This is a genomic window from Nostoc sp., assembly GCF_036919495.1.
Lineage (GTDB): Bacteria > Cyanobacteriota > Cyanobacteriia > Cyanobacteriales > Nostocaceae > Nostoc.
In genome coordinates this window covers 20976-38822 of sequence record NZ_JBALBZ010000157.1, presented here as the reverse complement: position 1 = coordinate 38822, position 17847 = coordinate 20976, and the positions used below count along the sequence as shown (strand labels likewise).

The following is a 17847-nucleotide window of genomic DNA, read 5'->3' as shown; positions in this document are numbered from 1 at the left end:
AAGCTTTTGCTTTCTCAAACCCCAGTTTGCTTACTCATTTGAGTGTTTTCCGCAAGTAAAAGAAGCTTTTGCTTTCTCAAACCCCAGTTTGCTTACTCATTTGAGTGTTTTCCGCAAGTAAAAGAAGCTTTTGCTTTCTCAAACCCCAGTTTGCTTAATCATTTTGGTGTTTTCCGCAAGTAAAAGAAGCTTTTGCTTTCTCAAACCCCAGTTTGCTTAATCATTTGAGTGTTTTCCGAAGTAAAAGAAGCTCTTGCTTTCTAGTAAGTAATACCATTTACAAAAATCTTTCTACTAAATGAATCGGCTGTAAGAGCGTACAACTGTCAACTTAACGTGAAAGCCTTTTCAAATCTCGTTTCCAGCCAGAGACTAGTAAGGGACTTCCAAATAAAAAAATACTCAACTACTTATTGTAGGGTGAGCGACGCGAGCGCCCCTAGCTAAAAGCGGACAAGATATCCACTCCACAACATTGGATAATTTCTTTGTTGGAAGTCCCTAATGCTACCCCTTGATTTGCTACCGCCATTAAGTGAAGCGAAGCCTAGTACGCTACGGCACAAATAGAGAAACTATTTGAAATCCCTAAAAAGCTGATTCCATAATACTTTTTATTTTTGAACGCCAGTTGCAACAAGAGTGGCTCGCCGCCCAACGCCTTGGCTCCTTTTGACTTCCGCCTTGCGGTACTAGCCTGTTGACTTTGTACCTTTTTAGGGGGTAAAAATTCATGCAAAACTTATAAAATTTATGTCTAAAGAAATAAGCGCACAATTCATATTTGTATATCCAAAAGCTGTATATCTACATAATAATCACTATCAACCAATCTCTCTAAAGATATAACTAAAAAACATAATTTTAGGATAATTCCATCTGTAGGCTCACGCAATTTAAACAAAAAAGGTTAATACTGAAAAGTAACTTTACCAGGATGAAACATGATTGTAATCAAAGATTACGATCGAGGAAAAGCAAATAGATAAAAGAGTACAAACAATGGTAACTTCTACAGACCGCAATCAACAGATTCAAAAGCTGCATGAACTAATCCAAAATATTGATTATGGTATGTTTACCACAGTCGATGATGATGGCAGTTTGCATAGTTACCCTATGTCAAAAAGTGGTGAGATTAACTCTGAAGCCACACTCTGGTTCTTTACATACGCTGGTTCCCATAAGGTGACTGAGATTGAACACTATGAACAGGTAAATATTAGTTTTTCGTTACCCGAACAGCAGCGATACGTTTCTATCTCAGGTTCAGCAGAACTCGTAAAAGACCGCAACAAGATGCGAGAGCTATGGAAGCCGGAACTTCAAACTTGGTTTCCTAAAGGACTGGACGAACCCGATATTGCTTTGCTTAAGGTGAATATTAACCAGGTTAATTATTGGGATAGTACATCGAGTTTCAAACCACAAACAATTAGTTTTTTGACACCATCACGCCTTTAAGTAATTACTAATGACGCTCGCGGACTCGCTAACGTAATTCGTAATTAGTAATTAATTTAATTACTAATTATGAATTATCTTCAACTATGTAATTATTGGGCAAAATTGGCAGAATAATTATTTTTAATTACGAGGAATCAATGATAGAACCAAATAATGATAAAGCCGCACAAAAGCATCTACTTTTAGAGGTAAAGCGGCGACATTTTTTAAAAGGAATAGGCTTTATCGGTGCAGGTGCAGGGGCAATATTTGCTGACCACATTCTCAATGCCAATCCCGAAGTAGAAGCGGCAGAGGTTCCAGCGTTATCTGCAACTCCAACGAACAGCACAAACAGTGGTGAAATTCCTCTCCGTCCACTGGGAAAAACAGGGGTGAAAGTGTCGGCGATCGCACTTGGAGGTTCAAGTTTAGGGCAAGCAAAAAGCAAAGAAGAGGCAATTCGCATCGCCCACGAAGCTATTGATAATGGCATCAACTTCATGGATAACGCTTGGGAGTATAACAAGCATCGTAGTGAAGAGTGGATGGGAGAAGCGTTGCAAGGGCGACGAGACAAGGTTATTTTGATGACGAAGGTTTGCACCCACGGACGCGATCGCAAAGTGGCAATGCAGCAACTTGAAGAATCTCTGCGTCGTCTCAAAACCGATCACCTCGACTTGTGGCAAATCCACGAAGTTGTTTACGATAACGATCCAGAAAGAATTTTTCGTGCTAACGGAGCAATTGAAGCTCTGGATCAGGCGAAAAAAGAAGGGAAAGTCAGATTTGTTGGCTTTACGGGTCACAAAGACCCCGCTATTCATCTAAAAATGCTCTCCTACAATTACCCATTTGATACAGTGCAAATGCCGCTTAATTGTTTTGATGCCACCTTCCGCAGTTTTGAGCGGCAGGTGTTACCAGAACTCAACAAACGCCAAATAGCGGCCATTGCCATGAAAAGTCTCAGTGGGAATGCTGACGCAGTAAAAAAAGGTGTCGTGACTCCCCAGGAAGCCATCCACTACGCCATGAGTTTACCGATCGCTACACTCGTCAGTGGTATTGATTCGCTGGAAGTACTACGGCAAAATTTAGCGATCGCTCGTGGTTTTCAACCGATGCAGGCAAAAGAAATGCAAGCGTTGCGCGATCGTTGCGCCCAATATGCTGCCGATGGGCGTTTTGAACTCTTCAAAAGTTCCAAGCAGTTTGATGCTGATGAAGGCAGAATCCAACATGGTTTTCCACCTCAGAGTCAAGTGCAGACATGAGATGAGGGAGTGAGGGAGCAGGGGCAGGGAGCAGGGGGGCAGGGAGCAGGGGGAAAATTCCTTCCTCTCTGCTGCATCCTTCCCTCTGCACCTCTGCCTCTTCCCAATGCCCCATTCCCAACGCTTAATATAAGGAGAAACTTATTATGGCTACAACTGCGGCTGAAGTTCTTATTGATACTATCTACGACTGGGGTGTTGACACCATCTTTGGATTGCCTGGGGATGGCATCAACGGCATTATGGAAGCTCTGCGCCTGCGTCAAGATAAAATCCGTTTTATCCAGGTGCGGCATGAAGAAGCAGCAGCATTTATGGCTTGTGCCTATGCCAAATATACAGGCAAGTTGGGGGTTTGTCTTGCCACATCTGGGCCTGGTGGGCTGCATTTACTCAATGGTCTATATGATGCTAAACTCGATGGTCAACCAGTTTTAGCAATAACCGGACACCATTACCACGACCTGATCAACACTCACTCTCAGCAGGATGTTGACCTAGATAAGGTTTTTATGGATGTGACAGTTTACAATGCCCGTGTCATGGGGCCGACTCACGTTGAGAGTCTCGCTGACTTGGCTTGTCGTGCGGCGTTGAGCTACCGGGGTGTAGCACACATCAACTTCCCTTTAGATTTTCAACCTCAAAATGCTGAACGAAAGGGTTCGATGCGGAACGTCCCCCATCACACTTCTCATGTCTTTGCCCGTGGTGCGCGTCTACCAGTTGAGGATGATTTGCAACGTGCAGCAGAGATTCTCAATGCTGGTAAGAAAGTGGTAATTTTAGCAGGACGGGGAGCGTTAAAAGCAACTGATGAACTAGAACAACTTGCCGAAAAATTGGGCGCACCAATTGTTAAAGCATTACTAGGTAAAACATCCGTTCCAGATGACAGTCACTATACCACGGGCACAATTGGTTTAATTGGCACAAAGCCATCCCAAGATGCGATCGAGAATTGTGACACTCTATTGATGGTTGGAACTTCTTTCCCATACATGGAGTTTCTCCCGAAACCTGGTCAAGCAAGGGGTGTGCAAATTGATATTGACCCATATCGGATTGGTATGCGCTACCCAATTGAGGTTGGGCTGGTGGGGGATAGTCGCCGCACTTTGCAAGAACTACTGCCACTGTTGCAACCTAATGCCGATCGCAGTTTTCTGGAACAAGCGCAGTCTAGCACGAAGCAGTGGTGGCAATTAATGGAACAGCGCGGTACTAGGAACAGTCAGCCGATGAAGCCGCAGGTGGTAGCTTGGGAGTTGGGTAAACGGCTATCTGATACGGCGATCCTCTCTGTTGATTCGGGTACAGTTACAGGTTGGTGGGCGCAGCAAATTCCTGCCAAACGCGGACAAATGCATTCGGTATCGGGAACATTAGCATCAATGGCCTGTGCATTACCTTATGCGATCGCAGCTCAAATAGCCTACCCCGATCGCCAGTGTGTTGCCTTCGTTGGTGATGGTGGTTTCTCAATGCTGATGGCAGAGTTTGTTACCTGCATAAAATATCGCTTGCCGATCAAGATAGTGATTATCAAAAATGGCACATTGGGCCAGATTAAGTGGGAACAAATGGTTTTTCTAGGCAACCCAGAGTATGGCTGTGAATTAGAATCAATCAACTTTGCAGCCTTTGCCCAAGCTTGTGGTGGTGTAGGGATGACAATTGAAGATCCATCTGAATGCGGTGAAATTTTAGATCGGGCACTTGCTACACCAGGGCCAGTAATTGTAGAAGCGATCGTTGACCCTTTGGAACCACCTTTACCTCCGAAAATCACCCTAGAACAAGCAACCAAGTTTGCCGAATCACTCGCTAAAGGCGAACCTAACCGCGAGAAGATTGCTCTGACAATCCTCTCAGATCAGGTACGACAGTTGATTTAAGCAGAAATTTGAAATTTAATTAAGAGGTATATTATGTCTGATATATCGAATAATTAATCAGTAACTTTAACTTGTTTGGGCAAGTCAAAGCCAAAAACTTAAAAATTTTTGTCAAAGCGTGAGATTGAATTAGGACTTACGCATCAAGAATTAAATGTAGGGACAATTTATGAATTGCTCCTACAGAAAATCAAAGCTTTCACTGCCTTTTTGCATAAGTCCTATGAATTTATTCCATCAAGTAAGGAAACGAAATTTATGCCTTACCAAGAGATTGCAGACTTACCTGATTCAGTCAAAGAACACTTACCCAAGCACGCCCAAGAAATTTTTCGGGCTGCATTTAACAATGCTCAAGAAGAATATGGTGAAGAAGAAAGTGCCTTTCGTGTTGCTTGGAGCGCTGTGAAACGCGATTACGAAAAAGGCAACGATGGACAATGGCATAAAAAGCCAGAATAGCTCATACTATTTTGCATTTTAGATTGGTAAAAAGTTAGTTATATCGCAATACAGTTCAGATAAGCCCAAAACACTTGTAGAGACGGCGATTTATCGCGTCTCAAAAACCCAAAATTATTGCCAGTAGCCCTTAACTGAACCGTATTGAGTTATATCGTGTCCGGTTAAAAAGTTATCATTAAGACCGCAGGAGCAGAGGGGAAAGAGGGTTTTCCGATTTTTGCACAAATGTGGTAACTTTAACTAATTAGCGGGATATGATATTACTGGTAATTGTTTTTAGACCTTCATATGTCGAAATCATTTTTCAAATTGATATCAGATTGTATTGAGCAGTTTTATTACTGTACAAAAAAACTTTATTAAGTGAGGTCTTATGAATTACCTTGTTGCAGTTTTACCAGATCGAATAGAAGCAGAAGCCGCCTACTCTGCTCTGGAAAAAGCAGGCTTGCCAACTTCACAAGTCAATATTTTGGGCGATGGTTATTTAAGCGCTGATGAATTTGGACTAATTGATCCCGATAAGCAAGCCCGTAAACAATCAAATCGGCTCTTTGGGGGGCTTGTAATCTTTGGATTTGTTGCAGGTTATGCCTTCAACCATCTCACAGAAGTTGAAATATTTCCTCAGTTTGCTCGATTTGGCAATGAATTTCTGGCTGGGATCTTAGGAGGTATAGGCGGTGCTTTGGGCGCTAGTTTAATCGGTCGAAGTGTCGGGTTTACAGTTAGCAGTGGCGATGCTTTACCTTATCGTAACCGTCTGAATGCAGGCAAATACTTAATTGCAGTTACCGGAAATGAGGATTTAATACGCGAAGCTACGCGCGTACTGCGTCAATTTGAACCAGAAAACATTCAAGGCTATACAGATTATTCACAAAAGAGCAAACTTGTGAAGAATTAACGGGTGGGAGCGTCAACTTTCTAAAAAAGCAAAGCTAATCTACATCGGGTTCAATGCCGAGCGATGTCTAACGACATATATAGAAGTCCGATTTGATTTTTGAAGTCAACGTAGTGGCATGGCCAGGTTAAAATAGTGCGTTAGGGAACTCCAAGAAATAAATTATCCAATATTGTGGGGTGGGCATCTTGCCTGCCCAGTCCATAGGGCGGGCGAGACGCCCACCCCACAAGAATTAATTGGATATTTTTTTATTTGGAAGTCCCTTATACCAATTCTGTATGAAGATGCAGATAATTAGCCCCCCTTTCACCGAAGAAGCGGAGGGGCAGGGCGCTCAAAGCTTGGGGAGCAAGCCCTGACCTGGAGCCGTGGAGCGGAGCGGAACATGGGTATGAAGCCCCGCCATAAAGGGCGCTCTTACTGGGGCGGAGTACAAGCTCGTCTGGTGTTTTCCCCCTTGCTCCCTGCCCCCTGCTCCCCTGCCTCTTTTGACAAGGGGGGATGGCGTAGCCGGGGGGTAAATATATCCAGCTTCACAAATAAACGGTATTAGATGTAGGTTGAGTTGAGCAATGCGAAACCCAAGATTGATCGGAGTGTTGGGTTTCGTTCCTCAACTAAACCTACAATTTTTTTGTAACATTTTAGACTTACCACGCCACTATAAAACTAATTAGGTTTTTTCAAAAATAATTTACGATTCTTATATACACCTATTTATTAATTACTGAAACTCTTTAATAATCAATCAAACTATTAAAACAACTTAGCACTCAATGCTTGTTAGTGCTAATTTTTAGCTAAGGTTTAATGCCTATAATATAGATATAAACTATACTTTTTCTAGATGCTTTAGTTACTTCTTAGATGTTATGTTAAGAAAACTAAAGCTTTACTGCAAGTAATTTAAAATTGGGAGTGCTAGCATGAAATACACTTTTGATATTGTCGGAGTATCTCCACTTTTGCAGTTTTTTAATCAGCAACATCAAAATAGGCAAAAACCACCCAGCCAAGGCGTGGAATACTTGGGAATGCGTACCTGTACACTAGATACGTTTATAGAATCAGTGGAATCAGTTCCAACAAAATGGGATTGGAATCTAGATCAAGTGGTAGATACCGTGATTCAGTTTTGGTTGAATAACTCAGACAGCATTCGTTATTGGAAAGTACGTTTAACTGATGCTGGCAAAGATAATTTACTAGTCGCAAGATTGGCAGATATAAACGCCTTACAAGCTGAATTTGAATCCTTACTAGATAAGGAGTGCTGAAGGAAGAGATAGGTAAAATTGAAAAAGAATTCAGGGGTGGAGCAACTCTTGCTCCACCTTCAGTCACAATGCACGCTTTTTTATGTTGTTTTCGTTTTCAAGTGCTTTGAGAACTTGGAGATATAAATTTTTTAATAGTATTTTTTAAGACGTTTGCGTTAATTTTAACACTGATACAGATATTACTTATGTGTATGCATACAAATCATACAAACTCAATATTTGCCAAACTTTCTGCTTGAGCATTGTTATGCACTGGAAACAATTGCAAATTAAGGATTTGAGATTCATTACCACCTGAAAATTCCAACTTAAGTGGTCTAAAATATAGCGCTCAGTGTTGACAATTTTTCCATAATCGAATAACAAGGTGGCAGCAGCATTAAAAAAAAGCGTTAGTGCATTCCTACCTAGAAACTAATTAACGCCCTTCATTAAACTTCATACGGTTAACATAATTATGCCAGAAAATACGGATTACCAAGCTTCTAAATCAGACAATCAGGCTATTGCTTATAAAGAACGCCTCAATTCTTGGGCGATCGCTCGTCTACTTCCTAATACGCAACGGGAGATTGTTGCTCGCTTCCGCAGCCGTTCTGATGCCGAAGGCTATATGCGGCACCTTCCCCAGGAAAAACCAAATGCTTCTTACATGGTTGTTTTTGATTGTCAACGCCAAGAAGCTGTGATTTAAGGCATAAGTATAGGCAATAAACCTATCTTGAAAGAGGGCAGTTTTCTGTAAGCTAGAACTGCCCTCTGCCTTGTTTGATAAAAAATTAAAAATGTGTAGGCGTAGCCCATCAAAGACATCGCTTACAACTCCAGATTCCAATTCACGCTTCACTTAAAAATTCTGGATGTTGTCAATAAGCATATCAACCTTTGTATTTTACGCTTTCAAATCCGAGTTTAGCGTCAGTGGCACATTAGCGAGGCGGGTACGCCATAGCGATCGCGTCTCATCCAAAAGCCTAGTACCGCAAGGTGGAAGTCAGCCCCTTTGGGGAAGCCAAAAGAATTGTATTCCAACCTCTTGCGCCATTTGAAATGGTATGTTTATTTCCGTGCCCGGTGTACTAGTACAGACAATTTGCTGCTATCAAAAAAACGATAATTATAACCAGAAATTATTAACTTTTTCTGACAAGATGATACCCAAATATCTAACCTATAAGTAAATTCCGTAATTGCCCCCTTGCTATTAATATTTCAAATTACTTAAAAGTAAAAGTTAGTGCAATAAACCCTGAAAGTGCTGGAGGGTTAATAAGTGGTCAAACAGCACCGATATAATTGGTTCAAAGCTGTGAAATTTTTCCGCAAACGAGAATTACTAGCGCTGTTGCTAGGGATTTTATTCTCAATTTCTGTAGTCTTACTCTGGCAGAGACTTTTAATCCAAACTCTGGCTTTATTAACACAATTTCTATTGATTGCAGGGTTATTGGTTATTGTCACACTGACATTATCAATCTATTTTGCCTTAATCTTGCAAGCAAATAACCAGCAGATAACAGTAGAAAATCGGGATTTAACTCATAAGATTTTTGAACAGAAACAGGTAGAAATTTTCCTCCGCACCAGCGAAAATCGTTTGCGGCAGTTACTAGAAACCGTCAAAGTCATCCCTTGGGAATTAGACTTGAAAACTTGGCGATTTATTTACGTTGGGCCGCAAGCGGTAAACTTGCTAAATTATCCGATCGCAGAGTGGTACGAAGAAAATTTTTGGAGCAATCATCTACATCCACATGACTTAAAAAAGTCTGTTCGTTTTTGTCAAGAAGCAACTGCTAGGCGTGAAAATTACGAATTGGAATACCGGATGTTAGCAGCCGATGGGCGAGTTGTTTGGCTGCGAGATGTTGTTAGCGTAGTTGAGGAAGCAGGAAGTCCTACTATGCTAAGGGGGTTTATGTTTGACATTACTGATTTGAAGTTGGTTGAAGAAACCTTGAGACTGAGGGAGAGGGCACTTGCTGCTACCAGTAATGGAATTATTATTGCCGATGCCAGACTTGCCCATCATCCAGTTATTTACGTCAACCCAGCTTTTGAGCAAATAACAGGCTACAGTGCTAATGATTTGATTGGGCAAAACTGCCGATTTTTGCAACGCACAGATAACCAGCAACCAGCACTTAATGAACTGCGCTTATCTATTCAATCTGGAACAAGTTGCAAAGTTGTTCTCCGCAACTATCGCAAAGATGGCACTTTATTCTGGAATGAATTGAGTATTTCTCCCATTCATGACGAAAATGGTAAGTTAAGCCACTTCATTGGAATTCAGACAGATATTAGCTTACGCAAGCTTGCTGAAGCCAGTCTGCATCGGCAAGCCCTCACCTTTGAGAACATGCATGATGGCGTAATAATCACAGATTTAACCGGAAATATTATTGACTGGAATCCTGCTGCCGAAACCATGTTTGGCTATAGCAAAGCAGAGGTTCTAGCTAAAACTCCCAGTATTTTGCATAAACCGGAAGAAGCCGCAGTGCTGACCAACAAAATTCTCGAAAGACTCAACCAGGAAGGACGCTGGTCAGGGGAGATACACTTTATTCGCAAAGATGGTACTGAGGGGATTTGTGAAACAACCATAATCTCTTTACAAGATGAGCAGGGGGAAACTGTTGCCACTGTGGGCATTAATCACGACATTACCGAAAACAAACGAGCAAAAGTTGCACTGCAACGGCAATTGCATCGAACTCTACTACTTGAACAAATTACTCAAGAAATTCGTCAAAGTCTTGATAGCAGAAAAATATTCGAGACGGCTGCTACCCAAATTGGCAAAGCATTTGGAGTTGAGCGCTGTCTGATCCATTCTTTCATTAGCGACCCCACACCCCAAATTCCCCTCGTAGCAGAGTATAGTATAGTCCCTGGTTATTGCTCCATGTTGAAATTGGAAATTCCCATGATCAATAATCCTCACGCCGAGCAGATGATGGCACAAGAAATAGCGATCGCTTCTGCCAATGTGTACCTCGATCCTTTACTCCAGGCGGTTGAATCGATCTGCCGACAAATTGGACTAAAGTCTATGCTGTCAATTCGCACCTCCTATCAAGGAGAACCCAATGGTGCGATCGGCTTACATCAGTACAGTTATTTTCGCCAGTGGACACAAGACGAAATCGAATTACTAGAAGCAGTGGCGGCTCAACTGGGTATTGCTCTAGCACAGGCTCACTTACTAGAACAAGAAACCCGCCAACGTGAAGAACTTACCTTGAAAAACTTTGCCTTAGAGCAGGCAAAACGTCAGGCAGAAGCGGCAAATCGGGCAAAAAGTGAGTTTTTGGCGATGATGAGTCACGAAATTCGGACTCCAATGAATGCTGTTATTGGCATGATTGATCTATTGCGGGATACTGACCTCACACCTGAACAACAAGACTTAGTGGAAACAGTTCATAGTAGCGGAGATGCTTTGCTCAACATCATCAACGACATTTTAGATTTCTCTAAAATTGAGTCAGGCAAACTGGAATTAGAAGAACAGCCTTTTGATTTGAGAGCTTGTGTGGAGCAGGCTATTTCCCTATTAGCTCATAAAGCTGCCCAAAAGGATATCGAACTAGCTTACCTAGTCCAGCCGCAAGTTCCTACTCAGATCATCGGCGATATGACACGTCTGCGCCAAGTCTTGATGAATCTTCTCAACAATGCCATTAAATTTACTGAAAATGGAGAAGTGCTACTCTCTGTTGATCTAGCAACTTGGGATCGAGGATTGAGGATAAGGAGTAATGGGGATTTGGCTCAAGAAACTTCTTCCCAGTTCCCAGTCCCCAGTCCCCAGCCCCCTATATCTGTTGGAGAGCCGCAACATCTATACGAAATTCAATTTGCTATCAAAGATACAGGTATTGGTATCGCACCAGAAAAGATAGAGCGGTTATTTCAACCCTTCACTCAGGCTGATGTCTCCATGACTCGACGCTATGGTGGCACAGGATTGGGACTGGCCATAAGTAAGCGGCTCAGTCAGATGATGGGCGGCACTCTTTGGGTGGAAAGTCAAGGGTTTGTCGGTGGCAACCCTAAACCTCTATGGGAAGGTGGAATTTCCCAAGGTTCAACATTTTACTTCACTATTAGTACGAAAGCGGCTGCTGTGTCAGAACAAACTGAATTAAGCAGTTCGCCAGTGCAGCTTGCATCTAAGCGGCTGTTAATTGTGGATGACAATCTGATCAATCGCCAATTTCTCACTTTACAAGCAGAGTCTTTGAAAATGCAAGTTTATGCTGCCAAATCTGGTAAAGCAGCTTTAGCTCAACTTGCTAAAGGAATGCAGTTTGATATTGCCATTTTAGATATGCAGATGTCGGAAATGGATGGCATAACTCTAGCTCGTCAAATCCGCAGGCAATTTGGTTGTCAAAACTTGCCTTTGGTGATTATGACCTCTTTGGGTAGACTAGAAACTTCCTCTGATTTTAATGATATCCAGTTTGCTGCCTCTTTGAGTAAACCGATCAAACAGTCTCAACTCTACGATGTTATTACCAGTGTTTTGGCAAATCAGCCAATCCCAGCCAATATTTCTCATTTTCCCTTGGTTGATCGGCATTTAGCCCATCGACTGCCATTGCGGATTCTTCTGGCAGAAGATACGATTGTCAATCAGAAAGTTGCCCTACTGATGCTCCAGAAAATTGGTTATGTGGCGGATGTCGTAACTAATGGGCTAGAAGTGCTAAAGGCTTTGCAAAAACAGCCCTATGACCTAGTGTTGATGGACGTCCACATGCCCAAAATGGATGGGTTAGAAGCAACTCGAAAAATCTGTCAAGAATGGGGAGTGGGTTTTCGTCCCTATATCATTGCGATAACTGCCAATGCAATGCGGGGCGATCGCGAAGTCTGTCTTGCTGCTGGTATGGATGACTACATTAGCAAACCCATTCAGCTTCAAGAGTTAGCTGAGGCACTTAGCAAATGCCCACCCCAAAGAAGTTCTGAATTCACTTCCAGAGGAAAACAAGGTAATGTGATGTGCTTAGAATTGCAACCTTCGCAAAATATCCTACAATCAGAGCAAAACCAGACATCAAAAACCGCCAAAATCGATGCCAAAATTCTCCAATCTTTGCAGAATATGCTCCGAGGAGATCGTGTGGCATTTGTTGAACTGATTGAGTGTTATCTTACAGAGACACCGAGATTGGTGCAAGATATCAGCACAGCTATCACAACTCAGGATGCCCAAACTCTATTGAACACAGCCCATCAACTTAAGTCTAGCAGTGCTTCTGTTGGAGCGATCGCCCTATCACAGCTTTGCAAGGTGTTAGAAGCACAGGGATACAGCAGTAAATTAGAAAACAGCCTAGAATTAATCTCACAACTATATCAGGAATATGAACAAGTTAAAGCTGCCTTAGAACAAGAACTTACGAAGGATGTACCATGAAAGCTGATGCTCAAGAAAGCCAATCTTTAGTTCTAATTGTTGATGATGAACCTTTTATCCGCCTGATAATGCGGCATTTCTTGGAGCGGGAAGGTTATCAAATAGCAGAGGCTCAAAATGGCATAGAGGCAATAAAAGTTTTTAAGCAATTGCATCCTGATATAGTACTTCTTGATGCCATGATGCCAGATATGGATGGGTTCGAGTGTTGCACTCAGTTGCAGAATTTTGATTGTAGCAAGTACACTCCGGTTTTAATGGTTACAGGGCTTGAAGATCAAGTGTCAGTTGACCGGGCATTTGCTGTGGGGGCAATGGATTATGTTACCAAACCGATCCACTGGGCAGTTTTGCGACAACGGGTAAAACGCTTAATTGAGCAATCTCAGTTACAGCAAAAACTGGAAGCTGTTAATGGGGAATTACAACGATTAGCTACTATCGATGGATTAACTCAAGTCGCTAACCGCCGACGGTTTGAAGAGTATTTTAACCAAGAGTGGCAGCGCCTGAAACGGGATAAATGCCCCCTTTCGCTGATTCTTTGCGATGTTGATTTCTTCAAATTATATAACGATACTTATGGTCATCGGGTAGGCGATCGCTGTCTTCAAGAAATTGCTAAAGCGCTCAAAGATATTATTAAACGTCCCGGAGATTTAGTTGCCCGTTATGGCGGGGAAGAATTTGCTGTGATTTTACCTAACACAGACACCGAGGGGGCAACTCATGTTGCCGAAAACATTTGTGATGCTGTCCGAACACTAGCAATTCCTCATAAAAATTCCCAAGTTAGTCCTCATATAACCCTGAGCGCCGGGTTTACAACAGAAATTCCTCAGCCAGATTCTGATATAGAAGAAATGATTTACGCCGCAGATCGGGCGTTGTATCAAGCAAAAGCAGCAGGACGCGATCGCTTTGTGCAAAATATTCAACTACCCATAAGTAAAAATTCCCGCTAGAGCGCCAAACTTTACACATTTCCACCCTATTTTCAACGTATCGGCTGGGATTATTGTCTGTTTATTCTATGCTTTGAAAATGCTCTTCCTCAGCTTTAAATTATTCATCCAAGACCGATCAATTAGATGAGCGTGTACGACGAAAAGCAACTTCCATACCTGCATAATAATTCTGCCAATCTTCGGGCGAGGCAACACCGAAAAATTGCAGTAACTTTTTTACCAAATCAGGCTTATTCTTGGCAATTAAACGACACTTAGGAATTACACCTTGGTTCATCAAGTCTTTAACTGGTAACTGATCTAACCTAATCCGCGATGCTTAAAAATCTACCCCTCGTTTAAGTTCTACACCTTGATTGGCATAGTGTTTGTGGCAATAAACCTCTGAGTGGATGCTAGCCAAGTCGAAGTACGCAGGTGGATTTTGGCAGCGACCAGTAATAATGATTTCGGTATCGCGGGGTTTGCGGAGTAAAGCTTGGACAATAGGTTCAACGGGGAGTAATTCTAAGTCAACGGTGGGATTTAGTTCATCAAGAATAATAGTTTTATACAATCCAGAGGCGATCGCAACTTTAGCAATTTCCCAACCCCGTTCGGCTTCTACATAATCTAATTCTTGTCGGGAATTTCGCCAGACGATCGCATCTCCACCGCAGCGCTGATGATCTACCACTTCTGGATATGACTGTTGTAAGGCAGCGATCGCAGCGTCTTCTGTGTAGCCACTACCACCTTTCAGCCACTGCATAATCAACACACGGGTAGACCCTGGATGATTGATTCCCCTACCAATAGCCTGTAAGGCTTTGCCCAAAGCACTAGTAGACTTGCCTTTACCAGCACCAGTGTAAATTTCAATCCCTTCAAGGAAGAGAGCTTTAGCTGTTGGGTGGTGATGAGGTTTCATTTCTGAGTGCAAATCTGCAATATCAAGCAACTTTTGCGGTGCGGCGCGTCCGGTGGCGATGATTTCCAACTCTTGGGGTTTAGATTTTAATGTCCGTACCACTTCATCTACTGCTAGCAAACCCAAATCCAGAACCGGGTTAATTTCATCCAAGACAACAACTGAATATAAGCCACTAGCAATCGCGCCTTTAGCGACATCCCAACCCCGCATCGCTTCATCTCTGTCAAAAGTGGTAATTTCGTCATGACCAAAAAATTCGGCTCTCCCAGTGCGAACCTGATCAATTAAATGAGGAAACCCACGTTGCAAAGCTGCGATCGCCCCATCTTCATCATAATCACGTTCAGGCCCTTTTAAAAACCGCAGCAATAAAACGCGATTAGAATTGCTAGGCGTATTGATCCCCAAGCCAATAGAGCGCAAAACCACCCCCAAAGCTGCTTGGGACTTACCTTTACCCAGTCCATCGTAGATATGAATTTGACCGACGAGCCGTTCTTGACGCACTTGCGCCGTGCGAATACCAATACCGTTCCTTGTCATTTCTCGAAAAGCTATAAGTGGCAGTCTTTAATCTTACCTAACGTCTTGTAATCTTAGGTAGAGAAACTGCTCTTCTCATGCATCCGTATCATGTATAAATAATATCGACAATATCATATTGCCACACCAACATAGTAAAGGACAAAAACAATCGGATAATTTCCACCATCACCCTCACTATCCCAGTTATACTCTCTACAGTTAACTCTTACCCTTGACCATTTATGCCTGAAAATTGGATGCTTCCCAGCATTTTTCCTATTGGTGGAATTCTGTTTGACTTTTTATTTGTACTGATTGCCATCCCCATTGAAGCGTATGTTTTGCACAAGCGACTAAAATTTGATAAAAAAACTAGCATTTTTTATGGTATCTCTATGAATCTGTTTTCTAGTGTAATAGGTTGGATCATATTTTTTGTAGTAGAACCAATGTTACCGATACATCTGAAATCAGAATTAATTAGCTATATGTTTTTTAATAATTTTAAATCAGCAAATACACAAAGCTTAATCATTTTAACTGCTTGTATAATATTCTTTGCTACTTTTATAATGAAGTTTTTCATTTTAAGGGTATTACTACTATCATTGAGTGAAGCAGTTGCTAAAAAAGAAGAGGAACCTCAAACATCTCAACGGCGGCGATGGCGTAGTTTTAGTACTGCTAAATTACAAAGTACTAATTTAGTAATTACTACATTAATTGCGAACTCTCTAAGTTTTAGTGCTATAACCATTATTTTATTCTTTCGCTCCAAGTAGCAAGAATTTACTTCATTTAAAGGAACACTAGTGATTGGTTAATCAGGTGGAAGGAAGAAGATGAATACGTTATTTAAAGATGTATTTGGGGTTTTTAAATTTGCTGAAGGGCTTTATGCAGGAATTAGAAAGGTATTAGTTCCACCTAAAGCTTATTCTTGGCAAACATTTATTTATTTGAGCGTTTTTTCTTGGGGAGTTTCATTTTTTGCCATAGGTTATATAAAAGATATAATTGCCTTTTTCGGTTGGTTATTTTTAATTGCTGGCACAGCTTGGTATACAACTGAAGATCCTTTGAGGGTTCCTGGTACTTTTATGCCAGTTGGGGCAGTGATCACTGGATTCTTAGTGAGTGTTTTTGCTTTTGGAAATCAACAAGATGTCATTACACCAAGAACAATTGTTTTTTGGCCGACAATCTCAGCGCTAATTACGGCAATACCAGAATTTATTGAAGGTAATGATACCGATGCCAAAGCTCGAATTCCTAAACCAGAAGACCGGCAAAGAATCATAATTTTAGTTGCTAGTAGTATGCTGCTAAGTTGCTGGATTCAGTTTCACTTTGTGATGAATAATTGGTTCCAACAATATCCTAGTTTGCAGGCAGATACTTTTAAAGGTAGCACCGTTCTTGTCAGTACAGAAAAACGCCTAAAAATCCCACGAAACGGCGCTATAATTCTAGAAAAACTTCAACCACTAGTAATAGAAGAAATAGCTAAAAGACCTTGGTCGGAAGTAGAGAAATGGCTGATCCCGAAAAAAGATGTCGAACCTCGGGTAGTAACTCTAGGTAGAGGAGTAATTCAAAAGAACTTGGGTAAATATGAAGAGAAGGAAGTATGGCGTGTTGAACCGCGTGTAGCTAATACTAAGTCTGGATATATATTAGATTTATTAAGTATTTGGATGGGCCCAAGTTCTAACCCACGGGGCTATTACTTGAAAAAATCTTGTCGCATTGAACCAGTTGCAGCAACTAGCAATTCAGACAATAAGACTACAGTTGCAGAAATTGAATGCGATCGCGGCAGTAAACTTTTTGTTGGATCGCCACCTCCACAAGCAGGCGAGGAGCAGGGGAACAATAATCAATAACTAATGACTAATGACTAATAACAAATGAGTATTAACAGAATTTTTGTATTGGCGAAGAATGTGTTTCAGGAAGTGGTACGCGATCGCATCCTATTTATTATTGGTTTTTATGCGCTGATAATCGCCATTGCTTTCCGTGTCCTTCCTGAATTTGCAGCAACGACTGAAGACAAAATATTTTTAGACTTTGGGATGGCGGCTATGAATGCCATCGGGTTAATTGTAACGATATTTATTGGTACGGGACTGGTTAATAAAGAAATTGAAAAACGCACTATTTTGGTGTTAATTGCTAAACCTGTCAGTCGTAGCGAAATTATCGTCGGCAAATACTTGGGTTTATCCGCAGTACTAGCTGTGCTTATCGCCACGATGACAGCAATTTATCTATTATTTGTGCAAGTTGGTAACATTTCTCATTCAACGACCAGCATTTTAATTGCTGCAATTTTCTTATTTTTGCAGTTGTCATTAATCACGGCTGTGGCTATTACCTTCGGTGTTTTCACTGCTTCTTTACTGGCGACCGTTTTAACCTTTGCAGTATATTTAATTGGAAACATTACTCAATATTTAGTACACCTTGGTCGCCTGAGCCACAACCCTGGTATAGAACGTCTAACTCAAGGTTTGTTTCTTATTTTACCAGATTTATCTCGATTAGATTTAAAAAACGATGCCGTTTATGGTCTGCAAGCACTACCTGACACAACTGCATTGATTACAAATGCTGGCTATGGCTTACTTTATAGTGCTATGTTGTTAGCGATCGCTATTTTTATCTTCTCACAACGTGAGTTTTAGTCATGGGGCATTGGGGTAAACAGAAAGTTCTTCTC

At 41.6% G+C, this 17847-nt stretch carries 14 protein-coding genes; 12 read left to right on the top strand and 2 right to left on the bottom strand.

Annotated features, from left to right (window positions below):
* Window positions 1-1002: 1002 nt before the first annotated feature.
* The 9 genes from V7K25_RS22745 to V7K25_RS22705 all read left to right on the top strand — a co-directional run bounded on the left by V7K25_RS22745 (window position 1003) and on the right by V7K25_RS22705 (window position 13681).
* Window positions 1003-1464, top strand: coding sequence for a pyridoxamine 5'-phosphate oxidase family protein (locus V7K25_RS22745; protein ID WP_335160821.1), 462 nt, complete (start codon window positions 1003-1005; stop codon window positions 1462-1464).
* A 140-nt stretch (window positions 1465-1604) separates the two neighbouring features.
* Window positions 1605-2726 (top strand): aldo/keto reductase, encoded by a 1122-nt coding sequence (locus tag V7K25_RS22740; protein WP_335160819.1) that lies wholly within the window; start codon window positions 1605-1607, stop codon window positions 2724-2726.
* A 146-nt stretch (window positions 2727-2872) separates the two neighbouring features.
* A complete protein-coding gene (locus tag V7K25_RS22735) occupies window positions 2873-4624 on the top strand; it encodes a thiamine pyrophosphate-dependent enzyme (protein ID WP_335160817.1) in 1752 nt (583 codons plus the stop codon).
* A gap of 108 nt (window positions 4625-4732) precedes the next feature.
* On the top strand, window positions 4733-5086 hold the full coding sequence (locus V7K25_RS22730) for a ChaB family protein (RefSeq protein WP_335160815.1): 354 nt from the start codon (window positions 4733-4735) through the stop codon (window positions 5084-5086).
* 376 nt (window positions 5087-5462) lie between these two features.
* On the top strand, window positions 5463-5996 hold the full coding sequence (locus tag V7K25_RS22725) for a hypothetical protein (RefSeq protein ID WP_335160813.1): 534 nt from the start codon (window positions 5463-5465) through the stop codon (window positions 5994-5996).
* A gap of 929 nt (window positions 5997-6925) precedes the next feature.
* Window positions 6926-7276: a hypothetical protein gene (locus tag V7K25_RS22720; RefSeq protein ID WP_335160811.1), complete on the top strand. Its 351-nt coding sequence runs from the start codon at window positions 6926-6928 to the stop codon at window positions 7274-7276.
* A gap of 460 nt (window positions 7277-7736) precedes the next feature.
* Window positions 7737-7973, top strand: coding sequence for a hypothetical protein (locus tag V7K25_RS22715; RefSeq protein ID WP_322649665.1), 237 nt, complete (start codon window positions 7737-7739; stop codon window positions 7971-7973).
* 579 nt (window positions 7974-8552) lie between these two features.
* Complete coding sequence (locus V7K25_RS22710) at window positions 8553-12716, top strand: PAS domain-containing hybrid sensor histidine kinase/response regulator (protein ID WP_335160808.1); 4164 nt, start codon at window positions 8553-8555, stop codon at window positions 12714-12716.
* Entirely contained in the window at window positions 12713-13681 is a 969-nt protein-coding gene (locus V7K25_RS22705; RefSeq protein ID WP_335160806.1) for a GGDEF domain-containing response regulator, read from the top strand. The genes V7K25_RS22710 and V7K25_RS22705 overlap by 4 nt, the downstream gene beginning before the upstream one ends.
* Window positions 13682-13799: 118 nt before the next feature.
* Here the strand turns inward: V7K25_RS22705 and V7K25_RS22700 are convergent, their stop codons facing one another.
* Window positions 13800-13961, bottom strand: a complete 162-nt coding sequence (locus V7K25_RS22700) for a hypothetical protein (protein WP_335160804.1) — start codon at window positions 13959-13961, stop codon at window positions 13800-13802.
* A 42-nt stretch (window positions 13962-14003) separates the two neighbouring features.
* A complete protein-coding gene (locus tag V7K25_RS22695) occupies window positions 14004-15140 on the bottom strand; it encodes a cob(I)yrinic acid a,c-diamide adenosyltransferase (RefSeq protein ID WP_335160802.1) in 1137 nt (378 codons plus the stop codon).
* A gap of 224 nt (window positions 15141-15364) precedes the next feature.
* On the opposite strand from V7K25_RS22695, the gene fraC reads away from it, so the two are divergent.
* Genes fraC through V7K25_RS22680 form a run of 3 tightly spaced genes read left to right on the top strand, consistent with a single transcriptional unit; the run spans window position 15365 to window position 17812 of the window.
* Window positions 15365-15904 (top strand): filament integrity protein FraC, encoded by a 540-nt coding sequence (gene fraC / locus V7K25_RS22690; protein ID WP_335160800.1) that lies wholly within the window; start codon window positions 15365-15367, stop codon window positions 15902-15904.
* A 60-nt stretch (window positions 15905-15964) separates the two neighbouring features.
* On the top strand, window positions 15965-17008 hold the full coding sequence (fraD, locus tag V7K25_RS22685; RefSeq protein WP_335160798.1) for a septal junction protein FraD: 1044 nt from the start codon (window positions 15965-15967) through the stop codon (window positions 17006-17008).
* Window positions 17009-17032: 24 nt separating this feature from the next.
* Window positions 17033-17812: an ABC transporter permease gene (locus tag V7K25_RS22680; protein ID WP_335160796.1), complete on the top strand. Its 780-nt coding sequence runs from the start codon at window positions 17033-17035 to the stop codon at window positions 17810-17812.
* The last annotated feature ends 35 nt before the right edge of the window (window positions 17813-17847 follow it).

What these genes read in the sequence shown, in the direction of transcription:
- V7K25_RS22745 (WP_335160821.1), top strand. Translation starts at nt 1,003, where the DNA reads ATGGTAACTTCTACAGACCGCAATCAACAGATTCAAAAGCTGCATGAA.
- V7K25_RS22740 (WP_335160819.1), top strand. Translation starts at nt 1,605, where the DNA reads ATGATAGAACCAAATAATGATAAAGCCGCACAAAAGCATCTACTTTTA.
- V7K25_RS22735 (WP_335160817.1), top strand. Translation starts at nt 2,873, where the DNA reads ATGGCTACAACTGCGGCTGAAGTTCTTATTGATACTATCTACGACTGG.
- V7K25_RS22725 (WP_335160813.1), top strand. Translation starts at nt 5,463, where the DNA reads ATGAATTACCTTGTTGCAGTTTTACCAGATCGAATAGAAGCAGAAGCC.
- V7K25_RS22720 (WP_335160811.1), top strand. Translation starts at nt 6,926, where the DNA reads ATGAAATACACTTTTGATATTGTCGGAGTATCTCCACTTTTGCAGTTT.
- V7K25_RS22715 (WP_322649665.1), top strand. Translation starts at nt 7,737, where the DNA reads ATGCCAGAAAATACGGATTACCAAGCTTCTAAATCAGACAATCAGGCT.
- V7K25_RS22705 (WP_335160806.1), top strand. Translation starts at nt 12,713, where the DNA reads ATGAAAGCTGATGCTCAAGAAAGCCAATCTTTAGTTCTAATTGTTGAT.
- V7K25_RS22700 (WP_335160804.1), bottom strand. Translation starts at nt 13,961, where the DNA reads ATGAACCAAGGTGTAATTCCTAAGTGTCGTTTAATTGCCAAGAATAAG.
- V7K25_RS22695 (WP_335160802.1), bottom strand. Translation starts at nt 15,140, where the DNA reads ATGACAAGGAACGGTATTGGTATTCGCACGGCGCAAGTGCGTCAAGAA.
- fraC (WP_335160800.1), top strand. Translation starts at nt 15,365, where the DNA reads ATGCCTGAAAATTGGATGCTTCCCAGCATTTTTCCTATTGGTGGAATT.
- fraD (WP_335160798.1), top strand. Translation starts at nt 15,965, where the DNA reads ATGAATACGTTATTTAAAGATGTATTTGGGGTTTTTAAATTTGCTGAA.
- V7K25_RS22680 (WP_335160796.1), top strand. Translation starts at nt 17,033, where the DNA reads ATGAGTATTAACAGAATTTTTGTATTGGCGAAGAATGTGTTTCAGGAA.